The following is a 24310-nucleotide window of genomic DNA, read 5'->3' as shown; positions in this document are numbered from 1 at the left end:
GTGGCACCTGTGGAGCCGGTTGCACCGGTAGACCCTGTGGCACCAGTTGCTCCAGTTGACCCGGTCGAGCCGGTTGCACCGGTTGATCCGGTCGCACCTGTCGAGCCTGTTGCGCCGGTCGAGCCTGTGGCACCGGTCGAGCCAGTCGCGCCGGTCGAGCCGGTGGCACCCGTTGCCCCGGTAGAACCAGTGGCACCTGTGGAGCCGGTCGCACCGGTAGACCCTGTGGCACCAGTTGACCCGGTTGCACCGGTTGATCCGGTCGCACCTGTCGAGCCTGTTGCGCCGGTCGAACCCGTGGCTCCGGTCGAACCTGTTGCACCAGTTGAGCCCGTGGCCCCAGTCGAGCCGGTCGCACCTGTCGAGCCTGTTGCGCCGGTCGAACCCGTGGCTCCGGTCGAACCTGTTGCACCAGTTGAGCCCGTGGCCCCAGTCGAGCCGGTCGCTCCAGTCGAGCCTGTTGCCCCGGTAGAACCAGTGGCACCTGTGGAGCCGGTTGCACCGGTAGACCCTGTGGCACCGGTTGCTCCAGTCGACCCGGTCGAGCCGGTTGCTCCGGTATCGCCGGTCGCACCTGTGGCTCCTGTATCGCCTGTTGCACCTGTGGCGCCGGTTGCACCTGTGGCGCCCGTATCGCCGGTCGAACCCGTAGCTCCGGTATCACCGGTCGTGCCTGTGGCACCGGTTGTCCCAGTCGAACCGGTTGCACCCGTATCGCCGGTCGCACCCGTAGCGCCGGTTGCTCCGGTAGAGCCAGTCGCGCCAGTCGAGCCTGTTGCACCGGTTGAACCCGTGGCGCCGGTCGAACCCGTGGCTCCGGTAGCACCAGTCGCGCCTGTCGAGCCGGTAGCACCAGTCGAACCCGTGGCGCCAGTCGGGCCGGTCGCACCAGTCGATCCGGTCGCGCCTGTGGCACCGGTCGCGCCTGTCGGGCCCGTCGGGCCTACTTGCCCCTGACTTGCGAGAGTGAGAATGCCCCCGCTAAACGTATCGCCATCATGGCCATTATTTTGACTGCCAGATACAGGAGCAAAGGTATAGGAACTACCCGGTACAAGTGGGGTAAGGGTAGCGTATAGGTTGAATCCGCTTTCGTAGATGGAATAAGTGTCAGTTGTATCTGGTATTGTTATAGTTACAGAGAAATTTGGCGCTACACTGTTGGCAGAAGAGGGGAGCGAGAAACTTCCAACGACAGTGTTAGTTATTGTATCTATTAAATAAAACGTGTTAATACTGTTGCTGTTACCGGCAATTATGGTTCCTGTAAGCGTCAGATCCCCTGACGCAAGCGCCCCGGCGTAACTCGCCACCCCAACTGAGGTCAGCGGCGGTAGAGACGTGGGAGCACTCGCGTGTGCAGACAGTTCCCAAGAGCCACCTAGCTTGGCTGCGCCAACCAGCGATCTCGATGCGCGGATGTCCGCGCCGACGGCCTTTTCCAACGCATCAATGAAGGCTTCGCCCGCGCCCCCTGATGCCGTCTCGCAGCTCCACAGCCTCACCTCGCCGTCCGCGGCAAGTGCCCTGCCGATTGCGGCGAAATCGTCAGCCGCTGCCCCCACGGTCTCGACCGACCATTCTCCCGCGGCGAAGTTGACACGGCCTGGAGCACCATGGGCCATGATGTGGACCGCGTCGAGCCCTCTGTGCGATGCAAGGGCGGCGGCGATCTGCCGCTCCGCCGGGCGGCGGCCGTCGAGCACGACGGCCCGGACTTGGGGCCTCAGGTTGCCGATAACAGTCGCGAGGTCGGAGATCGAAGGATCAACAAAGAGAATTTCAGAGGCACGGGCCATGACTGGCTCCTGTTGGCTTGAACTTCATCAACGAAAAGCGCCCTCCGGCTTGGCCGGGGGCATGGCACACGACATGAAGGCTAGGCGGTCATCTTCCGGACGGCCCGACGGCGGCCCCTGCGCCATCGACAGAGGGACTTTCTACCCGCAGGAAGCTGGCGACCTTGAAACTGCCACCATCGTCAAACGTCCCAATCGCAAATGAGCCGGCCGTGCTTGGCACCTTGACGGTCAGCGCTACGGCAAGGCTTCGCTTAACGGCTTTGGGAAGGACGACCTGGCCAACGATCGCGCTCTTGGCGGTGTCCAGAATAAAATAGGTTACATTCTCGGTCGCATCGCCGATGGGCAAGACACCTCTGACGGCGACTTCCACAACCGCAAATCCTGCTGCGTAACTCATACTATCCTCCTCGGTAGCGGCGACTGCGCCGCGCCTTTCGTGTTCGGCCTTATAGAAGCGCCCGACGGAGCGCGAGGCGGCCGGTCTTGCGAGTGGGTGGGCATCTGGTGGGTGGGTGGGCAGACGCCGGGCGCCTTTGTGCGCCACGTGTTCCAATGGCGCCGCGCTGGTTTGTCGATTGTTCGTCTGGCAAGCGGCAGCCCGATAACCGATCTCTAGATAGGTTCCGATGTCCAGCCGCGAATGGGTGGGGGGTGGCGAAGCTAAGGCTTCACGTTTCCTGCGATGCGCACGCGATTTTACCCGACTCACGACTTCACTCCCGTCATGTTCACGCCGATGTCTCAGCGAAAAACTCGAGAGGGATTTCCGGAGGAACCCGTCCGCCTCCAGCAGAAGGACAAACGTATACGCGGCAGCGGACGCTTTGCGAACGCACCTGCTTCAGCCGCGAAGTGGCCTAGCTACTCCAGAACTCCTAGAAACCCTCTCAAGAACGCCAACCCACCCGCCAAACTGCGCGAGTGCCCTCAAAGCTGTACATTAGTAAAACCGAAAATTAGGGATTTGTAAACTATAAGCTTGCCGATAATTGATCAAGGGGCGGGCGCCGGCCGTTCTTTGACGGCAATTGCTGAAAATTGTTCTTGAGAAGCCTGGACTTAACGTCTCCTTTCCATCTCTAGCAGTGTCGCAAATGCGATCAAGGTCGAGCGTGGCACTCCTCTGACGGGACGCCACTTAGGACCTCGGATCAATGTTTCTCGATCTTGACGACACCTGGCAAATAGGGGTGAACTAATCGAGGGGCGTCACGGACCGCCGCACGGAGCCGACGATTCACAGATGACAAGCCGCAAGCGCGTCTGCCTCAACATGATCGTCAAGAACGAGACGGCGAACCTGCAGCGCTGCCTCGGAGCGGTCGCCGACCATATCGACTGCTGGGTCATCGGCGATACCGGCTCGACCGACGGGACCCAGGATTTCATCCGATCGTTCTTCGCTGCCCGCAACCTGCCGGGCGAACTGCACGAATTCCCATTCCACAATTTCGAGCAGAAGCGGAACGACCGCTGCTCAGCTGAAGGAATAGCATGAGCACCATCGGCCTGTGCATGATCGTCAAGAACGAGGCGAAGGTCATCCTGCAATGTCTCGCCAGCGTGCTACCCCTTGTCGACTATGTGCTCGTCGTCGATACGGGTTCCGAGGACGGCACGCAAGACCTGATACGCGGCTTCCTCGCCGATCACAATGTCCAAGGCGCTGTCATTGACGAGCCGTGGCGGGACTTCGCGTACAACCGTACCTTCGCGCTCGAAAGATTGCGTGAGGTCGAGACTGTTGATTATGCAATGATTATCGACGCGGACGATGTCCTGATCAGCGGCCCCGACTTCGATCCGATCGCATTCAAGTCTCAGTTGGGACAGGATTTATATGACGTTGAGTTGTCCGGAGACGGCATTTCGTATTATCGCCCTCAGATCTGCCGGAACCGAATGGCCTTCTCCTTCAAGGGTGTGCTGCATGAATATCTCGAGGCCCCTCCCGGCCACACCACACGCCAGACTGCCAAGGGATTCAGTGTAGCATCGGGACGTAAAGGAGCGCGCAGTCAAAACCCACGAAAGTACCAGGACGATGCGGCGGTTCTGGAGAATGCGCTTGCAACCGAAACCGACCCGTTCCTGATATCGCGTTACACGTTTTATCTGGCGCAGAGCTATCGGGACTCCGGTGAACATGAGAAAGCATTGGAGCACTACCTAAGGCGCGCCGACCTGGGTTTTTGGAGCGAGGAGGTCTACGTCAGCCTGCTTGAGGCCGGCAACCTTATGGCTACCCTGGGCCGGCCATTCGAAGAGGTCGTCGCCGTCTACGAGCGTGCGACCGAGACAGTATCCACCCGGGCGGAAGCCCTGCATGCGGCGAGCCGTTACTGTCGAATCCAGGGCCGGAACGCAGAAGGGCAGGAGTATGCGCGTCGCGGCTTGAGCCTCACTGAGCCTGCCGGACTTTTCGTTCAGCCCTGGGTCTACGACTACGGGCTGCTCGACGAGTTTTCGATCAATGCCTATTGGACAGGCGCCTACCGGGAATCGCTCGACGCCTGCCTAAAGTTGCTGGCCTCCGACAAATTGCCAGCGCACATGCTGAAGCGAGTGGTAGGCAACGCGCGTTTCGCCACCGATAAGCTCCAGATCAATGAGTCTCCGAAACTTGGATCGTTCGGGACAGAGAGCTTGATCGACCAGCACAAGCTTGTCCGGCAGCGTTCGTTGCGGTCGCGAATGGCGGGCACGCCGCGTATCCTAGTGACAATCCTGGCAAAGCAGAAAGAGCCGGCACTGCCGCTTTATTTGGAATGCATCGAGGCGCTCGACTACCCGAAGGCGTCGATCGTTCTGTACATTAGGACAAACAATAACACCGACAGGACCGAGCACATTCTCCGCGAATGGGTGGAGCGTGTGCGCCACCTCTACGCGGCGGTTGAGTTCGACGCCTCAGACGTGGCCGATCGGGTCGAGCAGTTTGGCGAACACGAATGGAACGAAACGCGCTTCAGGGTGCTTGGCCGAATCCGCAACATAAGTTTGCGGAAAACTCTCGAGCACAACTGCGATTTCTATTTCGTTGTCGACGTCGACAATTTCGTGCGTCCGGCCACGCTACGCGAGCTTGTCGCGCTCGACGTGCCGATTGTCGCTCCCCTGCTTCGCTCCATCTCTCCCGGGCAATACTATTCGAACTACCACGCCGAGATCGACGCCAACGGCTACTATATGCAGTGCGATCAATATGGCTGGGTGCTCAACCGCCACGTGCGCGGCGTTATCGAGATGCCGCTCGTGCACTGCACCTATCTGATCCGCGCCGACGTTTTGAGCGAACTTACCTACGAGGACAGCACATCGCGGTATGAGTACGTCATTTTTGCCGATAGCGCCAGGAAAGCCGGCGTCGTTCAGTATCTGGATAACCGGCAGGTCTATGGCTACATCACGTTCGGCGACCACGAATATCATGTGAGCGACGGGATCGAGCGCGCACGGGAGTTTTTGCACAATGCGGGCGATACCAACGTTTTGGTTAGTCCCATGCCGCCTTCCTCTGGGCCGATGCCAGCTCGACCTGTCCAGCCGACCGGTTCGCCGAAATTCACGTGATAAACCTCGACCGCAGCGTCGAGCGCTGGAGCAGATATCAAGAGAATAACTGGCATCTGATGCACAATACCGTTCGTGTATCGGCTTTTGACGGCGCGTCCCTCAACAGGGCGGCGCTTAGAGACCGTTTGAGAACGCTATTGGACGCGCGGGTTCAGTTTGAGATGGCTACCGCCACAAAGCCTGAACGCCCGTCTGCAAAGCGCTGAGGCGCGACTGTAACGACTGCGTCTGGTGCGAATGCCCACTCCTCATCGTCCGGCATCGGGCCTGTCACTCGAAAGGTATCCTGGCCGTGAACGAACTGGCCGAGAGGCAAGCCCATCTGCCGGGGTCATCGACAGCCAGTCTATCAAAGCTCCGGCGGCCAAGATGCGCGGCTACGATGCCGGCAAAAAAATAGTCGGCCGTAAACGCCACATCGCCGTTGATACCGACGGCCGGTTGCTGATGGTCAATCTGACCACGGCCGATATCTCGGATTCCGCCGGTGCCCAGATGATCCTCGACGCGATCCGCAAACGCTGGCCATGGTTGAAACACTTCTTCGCCGACGGCGGCTACGACCGTACCAAGCTCATGGACAAGGCCGCCTTTCTCGACTTCATCATCGAGATCGTCCGCCGCACCGATAAAGAGCCGGGCTTCAAAGTGCTACCGCGCCGCTGGGTGGTCGAACGAACCTTCGGCTGGATGACAAGATAGCGCCGCCTCGTGCGCGACTACGAGACTCGCCTCGACGTGTCGGAGGCAATGATCCATGTCGCAATGGGCAGCCTCTTGCTCAGACGCATCGCTCACTGAGCGTTTTCAAACGGACTCTAAGCGGTCTCTCAACTTTCATCCCAGAACCTTTATGCCGGCCTCAAACTGGGTCCTTTGGTCTCTAGGGTTGAGATTATCTTTAGCGCGGCCTTCCCGTTGATCGCCCTCGCCAGGGGACGAGGCCTATTCATTGCAACCGCAATCGCGGTGATCGCATGCACTGGCATACGGGCAGTCGGGTACCATGGTATCCGATGGACAATACCTCAATTGGATTTCCGCTAGCCCTGTTGCGCGCTTAGACGAATTCATGGTCGGTATGTGTGTTGCGCGCCTATGCTCGGCTCAACCACGACTGCGACACTCTCAGGCGCTGGCGTCAGCAGGAGCCATTCTGGTCCTCGCCTCAGGATATCTATTCTACAGGTGGAAAATCGGGCTGGTGCCAGTGTTTCTCGCTGGGGGATTTACCACGACCGCCGAAATTGGAATGGCCGCGTTGGTTACAGCTGCGGTTTTCTCCAAATCTTGGGGAGCTCGTGCTCTCTCGTTTCGTCCCCTTCGGCTACTGGGCGTGATGTGTTTTAGCATTTATGTGTGGCACGGTATCCTTCAAGTCCACGGCTTTCATATCGACTATCCGACCAGGCATTACCGCCTTCGAGGACCGTGACTTACTTGTTAACGTTGCTTTTGATCTCAGGATTCAGCTACCGATTTATAGAGTTTGGCAAAACAAAGGATTGGCGGCTCCTCTTCCTTTTTCGTGCTCCAAATTCGCCGAATTCGCCAGTCTAGCGTGCGAGCCTAGCCACCGATGCCGCGCTCTGGTCTGAACTTGAGGTCCTTTCCGAGCAGAACGCCATCGAGGAAGGCCTGCGCCTTCTCCGGCGTATCGATGCCGGCCTCGGAAGCCACGGTCATGTGCGCCAACGCAGCTTGCGCGTCTTGTGCGGAGATCACGCCCGCCTTCGCCCCAGACACCATCGATCTGCGGCAGGTCACCGTTACACATAGCCTGCCACCGCCACTGTCGCAGCCTCCGCGCCCATGTCCTGCGCGATGTAATGCGAGGCTGGCGTCTGCCGCGTAACGTCCAAGCCGGCGACCAGAGGCATCCAGCACCAGAGGCACCCAGCAAAAAGGTCAGTATAGTCCGATTTTTAAGGCTGAAATGTTCCTGCCCTTAACAGGATGACTCATTGATCAGAAACCCGACATAGAAGGAGCTTTCCTGATGGGGGTATTCGAAACAGAACGTCGACTACATCAGGTCACGACGTCGTAGCAGCACCCAATGTGCTGATCGATCAGTTTGTATGAAATGTTCCTTCAGGAACCCACCGTATATGTCCAGCAGCGCGACAACTGTTTGTTGGCAGCACCCCTCTTGTGAATTGGTCAGCGGGTAAATGACATAATCTGCTTCCATGAAGACACGTTCTGAAGATGGATAGTGCGATCGTTTGAATGAAATGCCAAGATCCCACCAGAGCGGGTCTCCCCTGGAGGGGGCAATGTCCAACGCAAATGAAAACGGATCGGTCAATGCAAGGGTCACGATGTGGCTCTTGGCAGAAACGTGACGGCGCAGCAACCCAAGCCCTTCATTGATGCGATCTGGAACATCTCCCGCGCGAGAATATGCGGTTTGCCACTCTGAAGTGGCTGGGATTGTGAAGTCCTGCAAGCGGGAAGCATCAAATTTTTTCGAAAAAACTGCGTCATCACGCATTGCAGTTAGGGAATGCGTCTGGACGATACTGAGAAAATCCCTTCCGGAAGTTCCTCCAAGGAATAGGGTGATGATAGCGACGGCTGAAACGCGGTAAGTCGTTGTGCTCCAAATTGTGGAGCTGCGTTCAGACTGGACCGTTTGGGTGCGCCGCGTCTCAACGAGCAAGATGATGCCCGCAACTAGAAACAGGGGAACGTCGCTGCCTTCGCTGGCATTGCCAATCGTGATCAACATAGCCGACGCTAACAGGAACCAGAAAACCAAGCTGGACTTGATAGCGTCTGCCAGAGTTACAGTTTTGCGCCAGTACCCCACCGCGATCAACGCGAACCAGCACAGCACGAGCAACAGGACTGACAGGGCATTGGAAATTAGCGAATTCTTAAACCACACGAAACGCAGACCCAATGATTGCGCCTTGGCTGCGAATGAAAGGTCGCTCCAATATTCTTGCAACGATAAATGGCCCGCCAGAGTGGCTACAAAGCATACGGCGCCAAAGCCCACGATTGTCAACCAAGAAGCTTTGCGGATATCTGGTCTCAGCAAACACGCAATCGCCAGCGCGGTGACGCCGATCGGTAGAAAGCTGATTTTGCAAATGAATAGAAGTCCAAGCAGTAATCCTGCGGACGACGCATCAAAAATTGCAATGTTGGTTTCGCGTTTTTGATCCTGAAGGAATAACTGCACGACGAGAATCGAGAGCAGCACCCACGCATATCTATTGTAGATCATGGCGTAAGTGGTCGTCGATGGAAGATAGCCCAACGGTCGCGTGGCAACGATCAGAAGGGCTGTAAATAGCGTCAGGACGAGAGCGTAGAACGTTGGCAGTTTCCTAAAATAAACAGCCATCGCCCAGGGGGCGATGAACGCGAAGAAGATCAAAATTCCACACGCTATGCCCTTCAGTGAGGGCCCTGCAACGTACATTCCCAGGGCCGAAAGCCAATAGACCAGCGGTCCGACGGGGGTATAGAAATCGTGATGGGGAACTTGACCGCTCAGGATACGCCATCCACCGTCAAGCAAAATGAAAATATCCCAAGGCGCCATGATAACGGTGGGGGAGATCAAGAAAACGCTGACTCCAAGCACCACGATGAAAACCATCCCCAGGATGAAGCACGTAGGATGCAGCCTGTCAGCGACTACTAGATATCTATCAACTTGAGAGATGTTTACCGACTTGGTACTTGTCATCGTCATTCTTCCTCGCTGAGGATCAGAATCCAGTCACCATCACCACCACCATTCTTCGCTGATGGCCGGAATGTAGCATTCACTCCGGCGCGAAAGGGTGACTCGCTTGCTTCGAACGCCAAACTATCAACCGGATCCCACCATACGGCCCGCACTTGGGTGCCGGCGAGTTCTGCCATTCTCAAGGTTATTTGACGATCTTCCGGAAAATAGACGATCGTTGTGCGGTGATCAGATGATGTGGCAGCAACGGCACGCTCGTGTCCGCTCTTAACCCCGCCTACTAGGAGCTGATCATCGACGTCCGGTACCAGGTCCTGCAAATGTAAGCCCGTAAAGAGTTCGCGCAGACGCGTCATGCTACGTGCGCCAGGGCTATCCAGAGCCTTCTTCCAGCCGGCAGGCGCTGAATACTCGCCCGTCCCATCAAAATACCAGATTGGGGAATTTCCAAAAATTTGACCTGTCGCTCCCGTCAACAGGGCTTGGTACGCCTGCCGGCGCAAACGTTGTGGCGTAATGTCCGGGCCATTTTCGTATTGGCTTTCAAGCAAGACAAACGGCATTGTAGGGGTTCTAAGGTATTGCGTCCGTGCATCAGGAAAAACCGGGCCATACGTGTAGACATTGTTGAGTTTGAACCACGCCTCACCTTCCCATAAGTCCGCGCCTGCGGTTCCAGTGGCGTTATGCGCCGTCTGGAGTGCGTTCGGATCGCTCTCATAGATGCCATTCGCGACCGCACGGACCAGGTCCCTGTTCGATGGGTTGGAGTCGCCATTCTCCACCCAGATGATATTGTTAAAGCGGCTATAGCGCTCCCCGACAAAGCGGCCATACGCCCGTAGCTTTTCGGCTCCGCTCGCCACCATCTCTTGGTACCAGCCTTCACTGCCGCCGCCGGCTCCTGTGTAGCAAGGGGCTAAAAGCACCACGAAGCCTAACTCCGATGCACGTTCGATAACCCAGTCAGCATGTGCGAAATACGCTTCGTTTGGCTTGTCGAACGCGCCTGGGGCAAGAAACGGCGCCGCGTGGTAAGCGTTCGCCGGGGCGTTGCTGGCGAAACGATGTTCGATAAGATTAACCAGTATGGCGTTGAAACCCCGTGCTCGGCGATCCTGCAAGTAGATTTCGACGTCTTCGCGCTTTAGTTGTGCGATCAGCGACCAAGCGGCATCACCGACCAAAAGGAAAGGCGTACCGGTGGCATCTACCAAGTGCCGGTTATCTGTCGCAACGCTGATTGGAAATTTGGGCGGTCCGAACTGCAAATCTGTTTTAAGTTCAACCCGGCGATCTTTCTGGACCACATGATGACTTTCAACCTGAGCGCGCAGGTCACCACGCGTTGCAGCCAGGGCAAGATAGCCCAATGAGATTGTGCACAGCGTCAGGATCAGGGTTCGCACTGGTTTCACCACAGACACGCTACCCTCGCTATATTGGCCCAATCGGGATCACGATTTGGTGTCGCTTCTTGAAGTTTCTCCAGCGATACTCAACGATTGCGCCATGTGAAGAGGGAACTCGCTCCATAGTTCCAGCCTACGCCGACGATTACACCCGCGAGTGCCGAAGCCCACCAGGCATAATTCGACGCAAAAAACGCGTTTGCAACGCCAACGTTGGCTAGGGCTCCAACGCTGCAAACCGCGTAGAACGATAACAATCCACGCGCGATTGACCAGAATCCCTTCGCGCGTTTGTCTCGATATGTCAGGATGTTGTTTAGAAAGAAATTAGCAGTCATCGCAACGAATGTGGCTGCTATTTGCGCGGGCAAGAACGCGAACTTACCGAAATGCAAGAGGGAACCCAGTACGCTCATGTGCAAGACCACACCCAGCGAACCGATAGCACCAAACAATATCAGCCTGACCGGAACCCAGCGTCCTACGAGCTTGTCTAGCAACAAGGTACCGAACTCTAGGGAAACAAGCGTGTCGAGTTTGCTTTCACCATGCTCCCTTGGGCGAAACACATAAGGCAGTTCTACCACACGTAAACCGGGAGACGAGGACGCAACGATATCGAGCAGAATCTTATATCCTTGGATCGAGAGCCGACGAACCGATCCTTCGAAAGCCTGCCTGCTGACCATGAAGAAGCCACTCATCGGATCCGCCAGTTCGGTCTTCATGACAAGTTGAGACAGGAGCGTGGCGAACTTGCTAATTCGTTGCCTTGTCAGATTCCACGATCCGACGCCGCCGTCGGAGACATATCTCGATCCAACGACGAGATCTGCTTTGTCTTCGCTGAGAAGCTCGAACATCTGCGGCAAAATCCGCTCGTCGTGCTGCATGTCTGCATCGATCACCGCGATGAAGGGCGTTGAGGTACTGAGAATCCCCTCGACGACAGCAGAGGACAAACCACGTCGTCCCATCCTGCGGATGAAACGGATACGCGGGTCGGTGCGTGCCATTTCCGTCAAGACTTTGGAAGTTTCGTCCGGAGAATCATCATCGACAAACACGACTTCCCATTGAATCCCCTCGAGCGCTGAAGCCAGCTTGTCGACCAACGGGGCAACATTGTCAGCTTCCTTGAAGGTTGGAACGACAACAGCAAGGTCTGCTACTTTTGACCGCCGTTCTTGTATTCTAGGGATGTCTAGCTGCAACATGGCGCGCGTCCTCGCTTGCAAAAACGGATAAATATCGCGCTGGCTGCCGGGGAGGGGCAAGTCGGCCAATATAGGTGCAGGTCGCATACAAATCGCCATCCACCTCTCTGTCATTCGGTCAAAAGGCGTAGCTACCAGCCAACTTGCAGATGCCGGTCGACCGAAGAAAAGAATGATGGAGCTCGATCGGGTCTAGCAGGTTTCCTGGGAGGTTGTGATGCAGCGCACGACTGCCTCGTCATTGGCCCCGGACAATTATCTCGAACAAAAAGCCGCCAATTATCGCTGACATTTACCGACAGCCACATGTCTGCCTTTGGTGGACTGCTATAGTGTGTGGGGTGGTTGGCACATCTACCCAGGCAGGACGGTCTAGACGCTGGCGGGCCGACCCTATTGCGGTGAGCGCAGCGGCGACAACACGCACCTGCGGCCTGGACCTTTTGCCTGCCCCACGGGCCTCATGTCCGCCTTGGACGCCGTCCAACCCCGCATGGGCAATGCTCTTCGTCACGGCTGGGTATGAATTGGTATGAGCAAGCGTTGGCTCAGCAGCCATCAGCCTTGGCGTGGCGACAAATTACCCGACGGTGACGTCTGGTAGGTGGCTGGCTTCCATGTTGTCGCAAAGCGATTGAAGTTGCCAAGGGGCTTCATCTGAGGCACGTGCGGCAAACACTGTCAACGAACTCAATGATGTCGGCGCTGAGGACGGGGCGGCACCGGGTGGCGGGTCCGGATTTGCAGGGCGGGGGGAGGAGTAGGCTTCATCGGGAAGGGGTAGTTAAGGCGGAATAGGGACGCGGCCCGCCTAGCGCGAGGGTCTATCCCGATTTCATTTTCGCGATTTTACCGAAGGCGAATCTATCTAGGTGATTGTGTTTGAGACCAAGGGCGAACCAATTGGACAACCTTGACACCGCCCCACAGGCGGGAACTGCTCAAGACGGCCTTCCAATGGGACACCACGGTTCCCGCTGGCACTCTCGCACTCGTCAAGGCAAACGGAGAGACGGTGGAGTGCACCCTGTTTCTGATGAGTGGCAGGCAAAGCAGCCGAACTACTCCAGGGAACCATCCCCGAGAGACCGGCAGTTCCCAGTCGTCTGGTTGCCATGTGGGTGTCAGCAGCTTTCGCTTCTTCACGCTGTGGCCGGAGGAAGCCGGGGGTCAGGGCGGGGAGTGACGACGTTGCAGGCTTCGAACCCTTGATTTGCAGGGGATAGTGGCGGTGCATGTCTGGTCCAAACCGGTCGCGTAGCTTTTCGAGCGGAAGGATCTTGCTGTGATTGCAGGCCGGGTTCTGAAGGCAGTGACGCACATCTTGGCGTCTATCAGGAATTGAAGCGCGCGGCCTTGGTGGTGTTTCGCTTGGCTGCTTTTGGCGCTAGCAGCGCTGACGCTATGAATATCAGGTTCTCGCCGTTCACAAGACTGTCGATACTCCTTCCGCCAAATGACGAGTATACGAAAGTGAGGCAGCCTCGGCCGGGAAACATAAAGTCGTGCGGTTCAACTATAATGCACGGCACATCCTTGAGGACCTTCCCGCACTCACGCATTGCCTCTAATTCTGCACCTTCGATATCCATTTTTAGCACTAACAATTTTGTTTTGGGCAATTTGGCAAGAAGGCTATCTAGGGTGATAGAAGGAACACCTTGTCCGTCTGATACGGCCCGTGCCCATGAAGGGCTGTTGCTGTTGACAAGCTCGACCTCCCCGTCGTGGCTCCAGAGCGCCCCGTAAATAGGTATGATTTGCTCCAGACCCGCGCAATTTGATACTAACGTTTCAAACGCTTGGGGGTCCGGTTCAATAGCCATCACTATGGCATCCGGGTGCTGGTTTCTAAGGAAAATCGACGAGTAGCCAACATTAGCGCCCGCATCAACGACAACGGGTATGAATCCCTTTTTTCTCCAATCCAACGCGAGCCGGTTAAGTGCGCTCTGGCCTGCCTCTCCGATCTCATATTCCCCATGGCCAAAAACCTGGGAGATTACAAATAAGTCGCTGTCGGTAGGCCTGATCAACAATTCATGACTACGGCAGCGAACTTTCATCGGTGCCCCGATTCCCAGTGCCCGGCGGAGTAGGACTGAGAGTGACTTTCTCCAGCCGATAGCGCGAGCGAGGCCATTCAGGTGATAGAGCTTTGAGTAGTTCATAGGTAAAATGTTGTCCTAACAGTCTGACAATGTTCTTATATTAGCTGCAACGCAAATACTCCTTTGGGAGAGGGATTGATCTGACATGCTAAGATAGCCCGCTAGCGTCACCGCGATTTACGATCTCCAATTCGAGTTTGGCTGTATGGCCGCCCTTCTGGGGCGGCCTATTTCCGAAGCCTCACACCAGCGCCACCGCCATTCTCCGGGATGAACTCGACGCCGGCAATTTCCAGAGTTGACCGGATGGCAGCGACAGAGTGACCGGCGCCCTTCCGTTGGGAAATTGCCTGATTGGGCGCCGGCCCGGCGGCCCGCCACCAGGGCCGCCGCATATTCAGAATGGCTAAAATACCTCCTTTGGACATGGTGTGATCGCGTAAGGACTTGCCAACCACGTCGAGACGAGGAATATAATCCTCCTGTTGCGGCGACCCCCCTCTCAAAAACGGAGATCGCCAATGGCCAGGTCCAAACCATCCAAACAGCTTTCACAGGCTGAAATCGAGCGCTTTCTCGTGGCGGCGGAGGCGCTGCACAAAAGCATCATAAAGCCGTTTATATCGCCACACTGCGAGCATTACCGCGCTACGCGGACCCTTCATGAGGCGCTGTTGAAGTCTGTGCGGGAAGTGATGGGGAAGGAAGTCGAGTTCATCCAGTGGAATACCACCGGGCCGGTGCGGCCGGCGCCTTCGTCAACCAATTGATGTGGGCGGCCAGGTTACCGGGGATATGATTTTGAGCTTGGACTCGGCAACCGGCGATCCCCACCGGCAGAAGCGATCAATGCGGATGCCGCACGCTTCATGGACCTAATGCTCCTCCTGGCCGTTCGCTCGCTGCCCGACCACCGCACCGCTTGTCATCGGCGGCAATTTTATCCGGCGTTGGGCAGTTTCCACTGTATCCACTACCGCTGCCGCCAGATCCTACGGTGGCACCCGCCACGCCCATCACCGGCGGACCGCGATATTGAGCCACGACAGCGGCCGAACGCTGCCCATCGCCCTCGATGTGTGTGTTCTGGCTGTTTGGATTAAACGGGTCCACAGTCTGAGCGAGGGTGTTGGCGTGGTTGGCTTCGCCGGCCGCCAGAGTCACACTGTCGTAGTTGTTGAGATAATCGGCGGCACAGCCGCTGAACACCAAGGTTAAGCCAAGGCATGCTGGCATCTGCAGGCGCATTGGCGGCGTCCTCAGACCGGTGACGGGTTGATGCCGGCCGCCCTGAGCTTCGCGCCGAGATTTGCGCGGGTCGCACAGGCAGCCTTGTCGCCGGCGACGCACTTGTTGTTCGCATCCGACCAATCCAGCAATGCCGTGTTGATCCAGCTGCCAGGTGCGCGGGCTATCCCATAAGGTGTCGGCGCAGTACCAGCCGCGACCGCTGCCGCAGCGGCCGTTCCCTGACCGTGAGGCGCGCGTTTCCATCCGCTTAGGATGAGACAGTTCTTCATGTACTGATCTTCGGCGGCCAAGTTGCCGAGAGCGTTGCCTATACCAGCACCCGCCACAAAGCCCGGCGATCCGATGGCAATATAGCCTTGATCGGCCGAACCCTTTTGCAGTTCGCACTGAGCATGGGCGACGTCGAAGCTTGGCCCGTAGCCGATCTGCATATAGTCAGATTGATTGCTGGTCTGACAGCCACATAGCGTGGCAATGGCACCAAGTGCCATCAACGTATTTATTTTCATCCCCGAGCCCTCCCAAGGCCAAGGATTAGCATCTCCTAAAGTTCTTATGTGTGCAAGGGTGGACGTCTACTCGCGGGGAATTGTGGAGACACTTACGCTTGATTGATGCTCGGCGCTGGCGGCCTATCGCCCGTTTGAAATTGCAACCGCTCAACCGTGGCGACGATTGCGGCGGCAATGGCCTCCGCTTCATGAAGCAAGGTCGGCCCGTAGAGCCCGTTCACCGCTCCTCGCTCGGTAAGACGCTAGGCGGGCAGTGTTCCTCGATGGTGCGCCGGATCAGTATCAGGGCTGCCCGGCATTCGTCGGCTTCGATCTTCATTGAGCTTCAAAAATTCAATATAGCTAAAATGTTCCGGAACTGTTTTAGCGTGCGCTAATTGACCCGTATTATGCAGGTCAGTGCATGCGTCTGAAGTTCATAAAGCCCATGGAACCCCAACTGGTCGACACGCCGCCAGAGGGCGATGAATGGCTGCATGAGTTCAAGTTCGATGGCTACCGCACCCAGCTTATCAAGGATGAAGATGGCATTCGGCTGATCACCCAGAACGGCTATGATTGGACGGGCCGCTATATCCATCTTGCCGACGAGGCGGAGGCGATCGAGGCTCAAAGCTTCATCATCGATGGTGAGGCTATCACCATCAACGAGGCAGGCCTGTCCGACCTCCACGCCCTACAATCAGCCATGACCAGGCGTAAGCCGTCGCGCGACCTGTATTTGGTAGCATTCGATCTCCTGCACCTGAACGGACATGATTTGCGCAACGTGCCGGTGGACGACCGTCGCAAGATCCTACAGGAGATGATCCCGCTCGTCGGCCGCATTCAGTTCAGCAAAGCGATGCCTGGCACCGGCGACGCCGTCTATTGCCTGGCCGACAAAGCGGGGATGGAGGGCATGGTCTCGAAGCGCAAGGACAGTACCTATCGCAGCGGGCCAACGATGAACTGGCGAAAGATCAAGTGCTACACCGAAAAGGAAATGGACATCATCGGCGTGCAGCGCGAGGCCGGCAAACCTGCGATGGTGCTCATGGCCGACAAGGGCCTTTATGCGGGCGGCGCCTTCGTCACCTTCAAGGCTGACATGCGCCAGCGCCTCTGGGACCGCGTGCAGGGAAAGGTCGGTGGACCTGTCCCGATAGGGCTCAAGAACGACAAGGCCGAATGGCTGAAACCCGGTCTCGTCGGCCGCGTGCGGTTCCTCAAGGGCGAGGATAAGCTGCGGCACGCGAAGCTGCTGGATTTCCGGGACAAGCAATAGAGCGCTTGCGGCCACTATCGATCTCGGGAATATAATCCTCCTGTTGCGGCGACTCCTCTCTCAATACGGAGATCGCCAATGGCCAGGTCCAAACCATCCAAACAGCTTTCCCAAGCTGAAATCGAGCGCTTTCTCGTAGCTGCGGAAGCGCTGCACAAAAGCATCATAAAGCCGTTTATATCGCCACACTGCGAGCATTACCGCGCCACGCGGACCCTGCATGAGCCGTACCACCGGGCCGGTGCGGCCGGCGCCTATTCCACTGGATGAACTCGACTTCCTTCCCCGTCACTTCCCGCACAGACTTCAACAGCGGGGCGGGGGCCAAGCGACTTGTTCGACATCTAGATAAAGCTTTCGCCGTCGCCCCGGTGCTCGAAACAGAACCAATGCGGCTCTTGGCGAGGCCGAGCAAAGCCGAACCCTCCGTGCTTCGCGCACCCCGTGTGCTCGCACATGTGCCCTAGCACTCTGGCGCGCTCGCGCGGCGCGGGCGTTATGCCGTCGGGAAGCCTGATTGGTTCGTCGCTCATCCGCGGAAAGATTCCATAAGACCGCTTGAAAGGGGAGGCGAGCCTCTCAACCGCCGCTCTTAAACCACCACCACGCGGTGACTTCGACGAGAGCGACGTTATCGTGTCAGGCAGGAATACGTTCCTAATTATATGCCTGACATAGCTGATTTCGTGTGCACTGACTCGCTCGACAGGCCGCCGATGAGGCGATGAGATGCACAAAAGGGAAAGGAGATCAGCGAAGTTAGGAACTTAGGAACTTAGGAAAAGTTCCTATGACTGACAGCTATTTGAGTCACGCCGGGCTAATGGCAGATGAGGCGAAAGACCGGCTCGCTCGTTATCTTTATGAAACCATGGAAAGCTTTGATCCCGACTAGGGTAGGCCGTGGGGAGAGTTGGGCGAGGATGAGCGTCGGTTCTATCGCAGCGTAGTCGATGCAGTCTTTGACCTCAAACATTTGGTGCGGATCGCGAATAGCGAACCGGACTAGACAGGGTCGCGATCTATAAGACCGCTATCACGTGATACTCTGGCGTATCGTATTGGCAAAACAGTCTGAGAGTCCGTTTGAAAACGCTCAGTGAGCGATGCGTCTGAGCAAGAGGCTGCCCATTGCGACATGGATCATTGCCTCCGACACGTCGAGGCGAGTCTCGTAGTCGCGCACGAGGCGGCGCTATCTTGTCATCCAGCCGAAGGTTCGTTCGACCACCCAGCGGCGCGGTAGCACTTTGAAGCCCGGCTCTTTATCGGTGCGGCGGACGATCTCGATGATGAAGTCGAGAAAGGCGGCCTTGTCCATGAGCTTGGTACGGTCGTAGCCGCCGTCGGCGAAGAAGTGTTTCAACCATGGCCAGCGTTTGCGGATCGCGTCGAGGATCATCTGGGCACCGGCGGAATCCGAGATATCGGCCGTGGTCAGATTGACCATCAGCAACCGGCCGTCGGTATCAACGGCGATGTGGCGTTTACGGCCGACTATTTTTTTGCCGGCATCGTAGCCGCGCATCTTGGCCGCCGGAGCTTTGATAGACTGGCTGTCGATGACCCCGGCAGATGGGCTTGCCTCTCGGCCAGTTCGTTCACGATCGATCATCAGCGCCACGTCGTGGATGGTCCGGAACAGCAGTCGCCGCACGAAGCAACGGAACCACCAATAGACGGTCTGCCAGGGCGGGAAGTCCTTCGGCAGCATGCGCCAACCGCCGCCCGAGCGGGCCATGTAGCGGATTGCATTCAGGATCTCCCGGAGATCAACCGACCGCTTGCGCCCGGTCTTGCCGCACGGCGGCAGCAAAGGCTCGATCCGACACCATTCCTCATCGGTCAGGTCCGTCGGATAGCGCTTCGTCTTTCGTTCAATCTTGGCCATCCGGCCACGCGTCGTTCGGGTCCACATCAGGAGTTTGAATCACAAGCGGTCTGGTCGTAAAAGCGATTTCGACCAGCAGCATCAGGTGGGCTCAACGCTATGGTAGAGATGACGACGATCTATATGCCGCTGCTGAACGAAGGCACGACCGTCTGGAGACCAGTCGTCGCTGAGAAACTGAGCCAGGATACCTTTCGAGTGACAGGCCCGATGCCGGACGATGAGGAGTGGGCATTCGCACCAGACGCAGTCGTTACAGTCGCGCCTCAGCGCTTTGCAGACGGGCGTTCAGGCTTTGTGGCGGTAGCCATCTCAAACTGAACCCGCGCGTCCAATAGCGTTCTCAAACGGTCTCTTATAAAGGAAGGTCTGATCACTGACGACTGCGCGTATTCACCGGGCGCTCTGGGATGTGCACTATCCCACGTCAGCCTATGGAAGCTCTCGATTTCACAAAACAAGCCAATCACGATTTTTGAAGACGACGTTCGATCGTCATTTCGATTCGTAGAAGAATCCACCAGTATCATGTCTCAAGCCCCCCCGACTGGGACATGATACTGTGAGGGCACGTATTCAACCCATTATTTCTTTGGTTGGATTTTGGTTTCTCCAAGGCCAAGATTGAATTTTACGACCGCCGATATACTAATAGAGGTGCCTTGTTCCAGCCCGATAAATTTCCCCGATCCCTTATCAGGGTAATGCACTCATTTGGAACCCAAGCTTACACAATCACGCCTAGAGGCGCAGGAATACTTCTTGAGAAATGCCTCCCTCTACGAAGCAGACTGATCCCATTTCCTGGAACTGCCGTCGTTCTCGATGACACAGGTATCGATTGCGCGATGTGTGCGGCCTATGGCTCAATGCAAGCTTTCCTTAGTATCCCACCACTCGTTATTCAGGACGACAACCAAGCTTCAGATCGATTGGCGACGGATCGGCAGTGAGCCTCAAGACTAAGGAGGAATTCCCCACGTTTGACGGACTAAAGCGAACTTTCACCGTGCTAGAGTGCGACGACGTCCCTGTCGTGCCTCTCGGCGAGATATGGTAGCACTGCTGGTGGGTTCGCCCGCCTGTTATTTGACGCCGGCGGGATTGGCCGTGGATGAGGTGCATTCGATGACGCAAGGCACGCCTGATGATTCCCGCGAAGCTTTCGCGCGTATTTATCAAAGCAACGAGTGGGGCTCGGCGGAATCGCGCTCCGGACTCGGTTCAGCGTACGCGACGACGCATCGCGTGCGAACCGTATTGCCGATGCTTTTCCGCGCGCTGGACGTGAAGTCCATGCTTGATGCGCCCTGCGGCGACTTCAACTGGATGCGCTTCGTCGACTTGGGCAAAACGCACTACATCGGTTGCGATATTGTTCCGGAAGTCATCGAAACGAATCGCATGCGATACGCGAATCGCGAATTCCACGTGCTCGATCTGGCGTCCGATCCGCTGCCGAATGTCGACCTCATTTTTTCACGCGACTGTCTGCAGCATCTGACCGAGTCCGATATCTGGCGTGCGCTGCGCAACGTCAAGAGGTGCGGCGCGCGCTGGCTGTTCACCTCAAGCCATTCGACCTCAACGCAGGACATTGCGCCGGAAACGGGCGGATTCGGATTTCTCAACCTACAGCAACCGCCATTCTCGTTGCCGCTGCCACTCCTGGTCATGCCGGAGGAACATTACGCATCGAAGGCGATGTGTCTGTGGGACATGGCGCAAATCGGCGCATGAGGAACCATGCAATTCCCGTTTAAGTGCTCCCAGCGAAAGCTACATAGCAACTTACATACTGCTTGAAGCGTTGGTTGATATTGTCGCAGGATTGTGATGCGCCCTGCAATGGACGCCAGAAGTATTTTGTGTTCAAAGGAAAAGGTTGCTCGACGAATAATGAAGCGCATGCCGGCAGAAAGTTCCGACGATGCTCCGGCGACAGTGCCTATGCGAGAAATGTTGCGGATGAGTTGCTTCTGAGCGGGGCGAACTCGCTGCCGAAGATGAAAGTTGTAAATCCGATAGGTCGGGATGATCATCGGAACGGCTGGGCTGGTTACCGTCATCGCATTAACCTGCTCCGCCCATGTGGTTCCAGACGACGTGACCGTCGCCCATTGGAAATAAAGGCGGCATAATACACCATGCTTCAACTCGTCGCTGAATCGTCAGCGCCGCGTTCCTTCACCGGCAAAGATCGAGGCCGAAGACCGCTGCCGTGATATCGGGGAATCGTCAATGTTTCAGAATTCGGACGACATTCAGATACTAACTGTCCCGCGTGAACCGAGGCGGTACTTGATTCTGATACGCGCCGGGTCCAAGCGCCGTCCATCCTTGTTTTCTGAGCCTCTGAGTGCCCACCGGGCGTACGATGTTGGAATAAACTACTACGCAGACCCGCACCCAGATGACGCTTTCCGCACCGGAGCCGAACTCATTTTTGGTGGCGGTCTTTCAAAGATGCATGGTGCCAAACGGCTATTCGAGGCGACAGAATTGCATAACATTTATGAGGGAGTTTTTTTCTGGACGATGACATTGAAGTCCTATTTGATCCCGATGATTTCTTCAAAATCTGTGAAGAATACTCATTGGATGTCGCCCAACCGTCTCTGACATCTGATAGTTCCTGTGTCCTCCCGCTTACGCGTCATCATCCAGGTCTAATACTACGGACGACAAACTGGGTCGAGGTGATGGCCCCATTCTTCAGACGTGACTTTCTGCGGGAAATGCTCCATTCATTTGATTTGTCAATTTCGGGATGGGGATTGGGATATATACTGCGGCCATCACCTGAAAGAGCGTTGGAGGGCAGGCGTCGTCGACAATTTCCTCATCCGACATGCGAACGAATGTAAGCCGGAGTCAGGGCCGTTTTACGACTATCTCAAAAGTATTGGCATTGATCCCGGCAAAGAGATGAAGTCAATTCTTGCTAGGATTCATACAAATCCTTATGTCGTCAGGCCGATACAATTTGTTTATCATACGTACTTTTTCCGAGCATAGTGATGGTTCCCAAGACTTCGAGTTTGGCTCTCTTTGGCTCTCTCAAGGCTGAGCAGCCCGATGCTGTACATTTGCGTAAAGATAGCCTCGCCCACTCCTGACATCCTCTCCGCTCGCCGAGCCTTCTCCATTGGTGGATTAGTATGGTAGTTTAGACATGGGCGATCGGACACCAGGAATCGAAGTGCGACGACGAGATTTCGCTACACTCTTTGGGCGCTCGGTGGCCGCAAGCCTGATTCCTGCCGCGTTGAGGCATCGGGACGTCGTTACGGAGAGCTACGCAGCCATGGCGCCACCGACCAATCTTGATGCCCCCCTCCTCACCGCGCCCATCGAGCTTGCCGGCGACTGGGGGCGGATGCTGGAGGGCGCTGCCGTTCAGGTCGCCGAGCGGATGCGCCACGCCTGCCTCGATGGCGTCCGCCTCCTGTCCGACCGCCAGCCGACGCGCTTGCGTGTCGACGAGCACAGTTCCGGCACGCCGGCCGTCTGGCTGCACCCGGACGGCAGCAGCATGGCGTGGATCATCGTCGACATCGGCGAACGCGACTGGTCGAAGCTCGCCTACCAGTTCGGTCACGAGCTTGGCCATGTGCTTGCCAACAGCTGGCAGGCGGACGCCAAGCCGGCGGCGCCCTGCCAATGGCTCGAGGAAGCGATGGTGGAGGCCTTTTCGCTGCGCGGCCTGGGTCGCCTGGCGAAAGACTGGAAGCAGAACCCGCCCTTCGCCGGCGACAACGCTTTCGGCGATTCTATCGCCCAGTACCGCCAGGACATCATCGACCGCTATACAGCGCTCGCAGACAGCCAGGGGCTCACCGGTGACGCCGCAGCGTGGTTCGCCGGCCATCGCGGCGAAATCGAGATACCGAACCTCAATCCATTCGCGCAAGCAATGGCGGTAATCATCCTCTCCGAATACGAACGCGCGCCGGACTGTGTCGAGGCCCTGGGCGCACTTAACCGCTGGCCCGGCCGCACCGGTATCCCGATCGCCGATTATCTGAAGCGATGGGAGATGAGCTGTGCCGAACTGCAAGCCTCGCCCCGACTGCCGGTGCGTCTGCGCGAGCGCTTGGGCATCTCGTAATCAGCCAAGGGGGTGCCGGATCAAGTTCGCCCCGCAAGAGCAGGCGCGTTGATAGCTTCTCCTGCCAATTGGCAGCCCGAGCGCGTCGTCTTGGCCGCCGATGCTGCGGTTATAGGTGAACTTACGACGACCTCTTTGCGTCGTCCTTCACGGACACGCTGATCTCAGGAGGCGGCAGATCTCCTGAAGCATTCGGGAGGCTCCAGCCCGCCTGTCCCATCCAGGCCACTAGCTTTTCAACCGGTGTGCGCTGGAACCGAGACGCAAATGCACGTTTCTCAAGATGGTCATTCTGAAGGACCTGTACGGAGGACCTGTACGGAGGATCAAATGAACATAAAGATGCTCCCAATGGGCGCGTTGACGCTTGTGATGATGATTGGTTCAGCACTCGCCGCTAACAACACATCCGCTCTCGACGACCCGGCCAAGATGTCGCCGTTCTTTACAGATGCAGGCATGAAAACATTGAGGTCGGAGGCGGATTTCAAGACCGCATGGATGTCCATGAAACCCGATGAACAGAAGGCGGTGCTGAAAGACTGCGGCGATACTACGCTTAACAAGGCGCATGCGGGTTTCTGCGCGATGGCGAAAAAGATGGGCGGCTAAACCTAGCCTCTGCGGCCAACAAAAAACGGGGGTGGACTGTTTGCCCGCCCCCTGCTTACGTCTCCGCATTTACTGCGTTTCATTCTAACGAACAACGCGCACTGAAAGGAATACGGCGCCGCTCGTGACCCCGAGGGCTGCCTGTGTCCGCAAAAAATTTGCACTCGGTGTTCGCGAAGGAGGGCGGCCGCCTTTGCCACATCCACCACCGATTGCAGCGGAGTGTCAGAAAGCCTGCCCAGCAGGGCGCCCAGATGGCGATCAAGGTGCGGGCCTTGGCGAAGATCCGCTCCAGATAGGCTCGGCTGACCTTCACGCTGATCGTTTGAAAGCGAACATCTTGCGCCTTCCTTCCGGGCTGCTCGTTGCGCTGAAACAAACAGGGAGCAGCCTGCTTGGCTGGGAGGAGGCACATGTCGCCTCAGGGGGCCGGCGCTCCGGAAAAACCCGCAGGCCGGCAGATCAGCTGGCTCCTGGCTCAACCGTACAAATCATCGACCGCGTCAGGAACCGCTTCTCCCGCCCGTTGTCGAGCGAGAACATTCCGCCGCGACCGGGCACGACGTCGATGATGAGATCGGTGTGCTTCCATGCCTGATACTGTGAGGCGCTGATATAGACCGGCGTGTCGCCGATTTCGCCCAGCCTGACATCATTGTCGCCGATGATGAAATCGCCGCGCGGATAGCACATCGGCGAAGACCCGTCACGGCAGCCGCCGGACTGGTGAAACAGCACCGGGCCGTGATCGGCGATGATCTCGGCAAGCAGCGCCTCGGCCTCCGGCGTGGCGGACACTTTGCCCAGCGACATCTTGTCCACGATCTCGTCCCTGA

The 24310-nt window shown here is 57.1% G+C and carries 19 protein-coding genes and 3 pseudogenes; 10 read left to right on the top strand and 12 right to left on the bottom strand.

The features are described from left to right. On the bottom strand, window positions 1–1799 hold a 1799-nt coding region (locus tag FJ548_RS01715), incomplete at its 3' end, for a DUF4347 domain-containing protein (RefSeq protein ID WP_140776443.1). Window positions 1800–1887: 88 nt separating this feature from the next. Further along, the gene (locus FJ548_RS01710) at window positions 1888–2202 is read right to left on the bottom strand and encodes a hypothetical protein (RefSeq protein ID WP_140613592.1); all 315 of its coding nucleotides are present in this window, start codon (window positions 2200–2202) and stop codon (window positions 1888–1890) included. Window positions 2203–3048: 846 nt separating this feature from the next. Here FJ548_RS01710 and FJ548_RS01705 point away from each other — a divergent pair. From FJ548_RS01705 to FJ548_RS01695, 3 genes and pseudogenes are all read left to right on the top strand, one after another. After that, window positions 3049–3303 carry a hypothetical protein gene (locus tag FJ548_RS01705; RefSeq protein WP_210241979.1) on the top strand — a complete coding sequence of 85 codons (255 nt, stop codon included), beginning with the start codon at window positions 3049–3051 and terminating at the stop codon, window positions 3301–3303. Next, window positions 3300–5378: a glycosyltransferase family 2 protein gene (locus FJ548_RS01700; protein WP_246678530.1), complete on the top strand. Its 2079-nt coding sequence runs from the start codon at window positions 3300–3302 to the stop codon at window positions 5376–5378. The genes FJ548_RS01705 and FJ548_RS01700 overlap by 4 nt, the downstream gene beginning before the upstream one ends. Before the next feature lie 294 nt (window positions 5379–5672). Beyond that, window positions 5673–6182: pseudogene (locus FJ548_RS01695) on the top strand (IS5 family transposase); the annotation flags it as partial. A 768-nt stretch (window positions 6183–6950) separates the two neighbouring features. On the opposite strand, the gene FJ548_RS29735 reads toward FJ548_RS01695, so the two are convergent. The 6 genes and pseudogenes from FJ548_RS29735 to FJ548_RS30240 form a co-directional block, all read right to left on the bottom strand. Then, entirely contained in the window at window positions 6951–7106 is a 156-nt protein-coding gene (locus FJ548_RS29735; protein ID WP_181168679.1) for a hypothetical protein, read from the bottom strand. A gap of 301 nt (window positions 7107–7407) precedes the next feature. Further along, on the bottom strand, window positions 7408–9087 hold the full coding sequence (locus tag FJ548_RS01690) for a hypothetical protein (RefSeq protein ID WP_140776441.1): 1680 nt from the start codon (window positions 9085–9087) through the stop codon (window positions 7408–7410). A 2-nt stretch (window positions 9088–9089) separates the two neighbouring features. Next, window positions 9090–10499 (bottom strand): DUF4038 domain-containing protein, encoded by a 1410-nt coding sequence (locus FJ548_RS01685; protein WP_181168678.1) that lies wholly within the window; start codon window positions 10497–10499, stop codon window positions 9090–9092. Window positions 10500–10588: 89 nt separating this feature from the next. Then, window positions 10589–11818, bottom strand: a complete 1230-nt coding sequence (locus FJ548_RS01680) for a glycosyltransferase family 2 protein (protein ID WP_348640849.1) — start codon at window positions 11816–11818, stop codon at window positions 10589–10591. Window positions 11819–13053: 1235 nt separating this feature from the next. After that, on the bottom strand, window positions 13054–13890 hold the full coding sequence (locus FJ548_RS01675) for an FkbM family methyltransferase (protein ID WP_140776437.1): 837 nt from the start codon (window positions 13888–13890) through the stop codon (window positions 13054–13056). Between the two features lie 167 nt (window positions 13891–14057). Beyond that, window positions 14058–14141 (bottom strand): annotated as a pseudogene (locus tag FJ548_RS30240) (transcriptional regulator); the annotation flags it as partial. Between the two features lie 210 nt (window positions 14142–14351). Between FJ548_RS30240 and FJ548_RS01665 the strand changes: the two are divergent. After that, entirely contained in the window at window positions 14352–14600 is a 249-nt protein-coding gene (locus FJ548_RS01665; protein ID WP_140776435.1) for a hypothetical protein, read from the top strand. Window positions 14601–14697: 97 nt separating this feature from the next. On the opposite strand, the gene FJ548_RS01660 is transcribed toward FJ548_RS01665, so the two are convergent. Next, window positions 14698–15078: a hypothetical protein gene (locus FJ548_RS01660; RefSeq protein ID WP_140776433.1), complete on the bottom strand. Its 381-nt coding sequence runs from the start codon at window positions 15076–15078 to the stop codon at window positions 14698–14700. 11 nt (window positions 15079–15089) lie between these two features. Further along, entirely contained in the window at window positions 15090–15590 is a 501-nt protein-coding gene (locus tag FJ548_RS01655; RefSeq protein WP_140776432.1) for a hypothetical protein, read from the bottom strand. Between the two features lie 406 nt (window positions 15591–15996). Between FJ548_RS01655 and FJ548_RS01645 the strand changes: the two genes are divergently transcribed. After that, the gene (locus tag FJ548_RS01645; RefSeq protein WP_140776430.1) at window positions 15997–16860 is read left to right on the top strand and encodes an ATP-dependent DNA ligase; all 864 of its coding nucleotides are present in this window, start codon (window positions 15997–15999) and stop codon (window positions 16858–16860) included. A 78-nt stretch (window positions 16861–16938) separates the two neighbouring features. Beyond that, complete coding sequence (locus FJ548_RS01640; RefSeq protein WP_140776428.1) at window positions 16939–17130, top strand: hypothetical protein; 192 nt, start codon at window positions 16939–16941, stop codon at window positions 17128–17130. Between the two features lie 826 nt (window positions 17131–17956). On the opposite strand, the pseudogene FJ548_RS01630 reads toward FJ548_RS01640, so the two are convergent. Continuing rightward, window positions 17957–18778 (bottom strand): annotated as a pseudogene (locus tag FJ548_RS01630) (IS5 family transposase). Between the two features lie 330 nt (window positions 18779–19108). On the opposite strand from FJ548_RS01630, the gene FJ548_RS30800 reads away from it, so the two are divergent. From FJ548_RS30800 to FJ548_RS01610, 4 genes are all read left to right on the top strand, one after another. Further along, the gene (locus tag FJ548_RS30800) at window positions 19109–19309 is read left to right on the top strand and encodes a glycosyltransferase family 25 protein (RefSeq protein WP_348640850.1); all 201 of its coding nucleotides are present in this window, start codon (window positions 19109–19111) and stop codon (window positions 19307–19309) included. A 495-nt stretch (window positions 19310–19804) separates the two neighbouring features. Further along, window positions 19805–20491 (top strand): class I SAM-dependent methyltransferase, encoded by a 687-nt coding sequence (locus FJ548_RS01620; protein ID WP_140776424.1) that lies wholly within the window; start codon window positions 19805–19807, stop codon window positions 20489–20491. 1435 nt (window positions 20492–21926) lie between these two features. Continuing rightward, window positions 21927–22862 carry a hypothetical protein gene (locus tag FJ548_RS01615; RefSeq protein WP_246678529.1) on the top strand — a complete coding sequence of 312 codons (936 nt, stop codon included), beginning with the start codon at window positions 21927–21929 and terminating at the stop codon, window positions 22860–22862. 330 nt (window positions 22863–23192) lie between these two features. Further along, window positions 23193–23474, top strand: a complete 282-nt coding sequence (locus FJ548_RS01610; RefSeq protein ID WP_140613556.1) for a hypothetical protein — start codon at window positions 23193–23195, stop codon at window positions 23472–23474. 462 nt (window positions 23475–23936) lie between these two features. Here FJ548_RS01610 and FJ548_RS01605 read toward each other — a convergent pair whose 3' ends face one another. Then, on the bottom strand, window positions 23937–24287 hold the full coding sequence (locus FJ548_RS01605) for a DUF779 domain-containing protein (protein ID WP_140776483.1): 351 nt from the start codon (window positions 24285–24287) through the stop codon (window positions 23937–23939). Window positions 24288–24310: the final 23 nt, after the last annotated feature.

It is taken from the genome of Mesorhizobium sp. B2-4-17, from assembly GCF_006441275.1.
GTDB lineage: Bacteria > Pseudomonadota > Alphaproteobacteria > Rhizobiales > Rhizobiaceae > Mesorhizobium.
Note: the sequence above shows the minus strand (reverse complement) of the source record. Positions and strands in the feature narration are given on the sequence as shown.

Excerpts from the sequence above, each read along its gene's own strand:
- FJ548_RS01710 (WP_140613592.1), bottom strand. The coding sequence starts at position 2,202 with ATGAGTTACGCAGCAGGATTTGCGGTTGTGGAAGTCGCCGTCAGAGGT.
- FJ548_RS01705 (WP_210241979.1), top strand. The coding sequence starts at position 3,049 with ATGACAAGCCGCAAGCGCGTCTGCCTCAACATGATCGTCAAGAACGAG.
- FJ548_RS01700 (WP_246678530.1), top strand. The coding sequence starts at position 3,300 with ATGAGCACCATCGGCCTGTGCATGATCGTCAAGAACGAGGCGAAGGTC.
- FJ548_RS01690 (WP_140776441.1), bottom strand. The coding sequence starts at position 9,087 with ATGACAAGTACCAAGTCGGTAAACATCTCTCAAGTTGATAGATATCTA.
- FJ548_RS01680 (WP_348640849.1), bottom strand. The coding sequence starts at position 11,818 with ATGGCGATTTGTATGCGACCTGCACCTATATTGGCCGACTTGCCCCTC.
- FJ548_RS01675 (WP_140776437.1), bottom strand. The coding sequence starts at position 13,890 with ATGAACTACTCAAAGCTCTATCACCTGAATGGCCTCGCTCGCGCTATC.
- FJ548_RS01665 (WP_140776435.1), top strand. The coding sequence starts at position 14,352 with ATGGCCAGGTCCAAACCATCCAAACAGCTTTCACAGGCTGAAATCGAG.
- FJ548_RS01660 (WP_140776433.1), bottom strand. The coding sequence starts at position 15,078 with ATGCGCCTGCAGATGCCAGCATGCCTTGGCTTAACCTTGGTGTTCAGC.
- FJ548_RS01655 (WP_140776432.1), bottom strand. The coding sequence starts at position 15,590 with ATGAAAATAAATACGTTGATGGCACTTGGTGCCATTGCCACGCTATGT.
- FJ548_RS01645 (WP_140776430.1), top strand. The coding sequence starts at position 15,997 with ATGCGTCTGAAGTTCATAAAGCCCATGGAACCCCAACTGGTCGACACG.
- FJ548_RS01640 (WP_140776428.1), top strand. The coding sequence starts at position 16,939 with ATGGCCAGGTCCAAACCATCCAAACAGCTTTCCCAAGCTGAAATCGAG.
- FJ548_RS01620 (WP_140776424.1), top strand. The coding sequence starts at position 19,805 with ATGGTAGCACTGCTGGTGGGTTCGCCCGCCTGTTATTTGACGCCGGCG.
- FJ548_RS01615 (WP_246678529.1), top strand. The coding sequence starts at position 21,927 with ATGGGCGATCGGACACCAGGAATCGAAGTGCGACGACGAGATTTCGCT.
- FJ548_RS01610 (WP_140613556.1), top strand. The coding sequence starts at position 23,193 with ATGAACATAAAGATGCTCCCAATGGGCGCGTTGACGCTTGTGATGATG.
- FJ548_RS01605 (WP_140776483.1), bottom strand. The coding sequence starts at position 24,287 with ATGTCGCTGGGCAAAGTGTCCGCCACGCCGGAGGCCGAGGCGCTGCTT.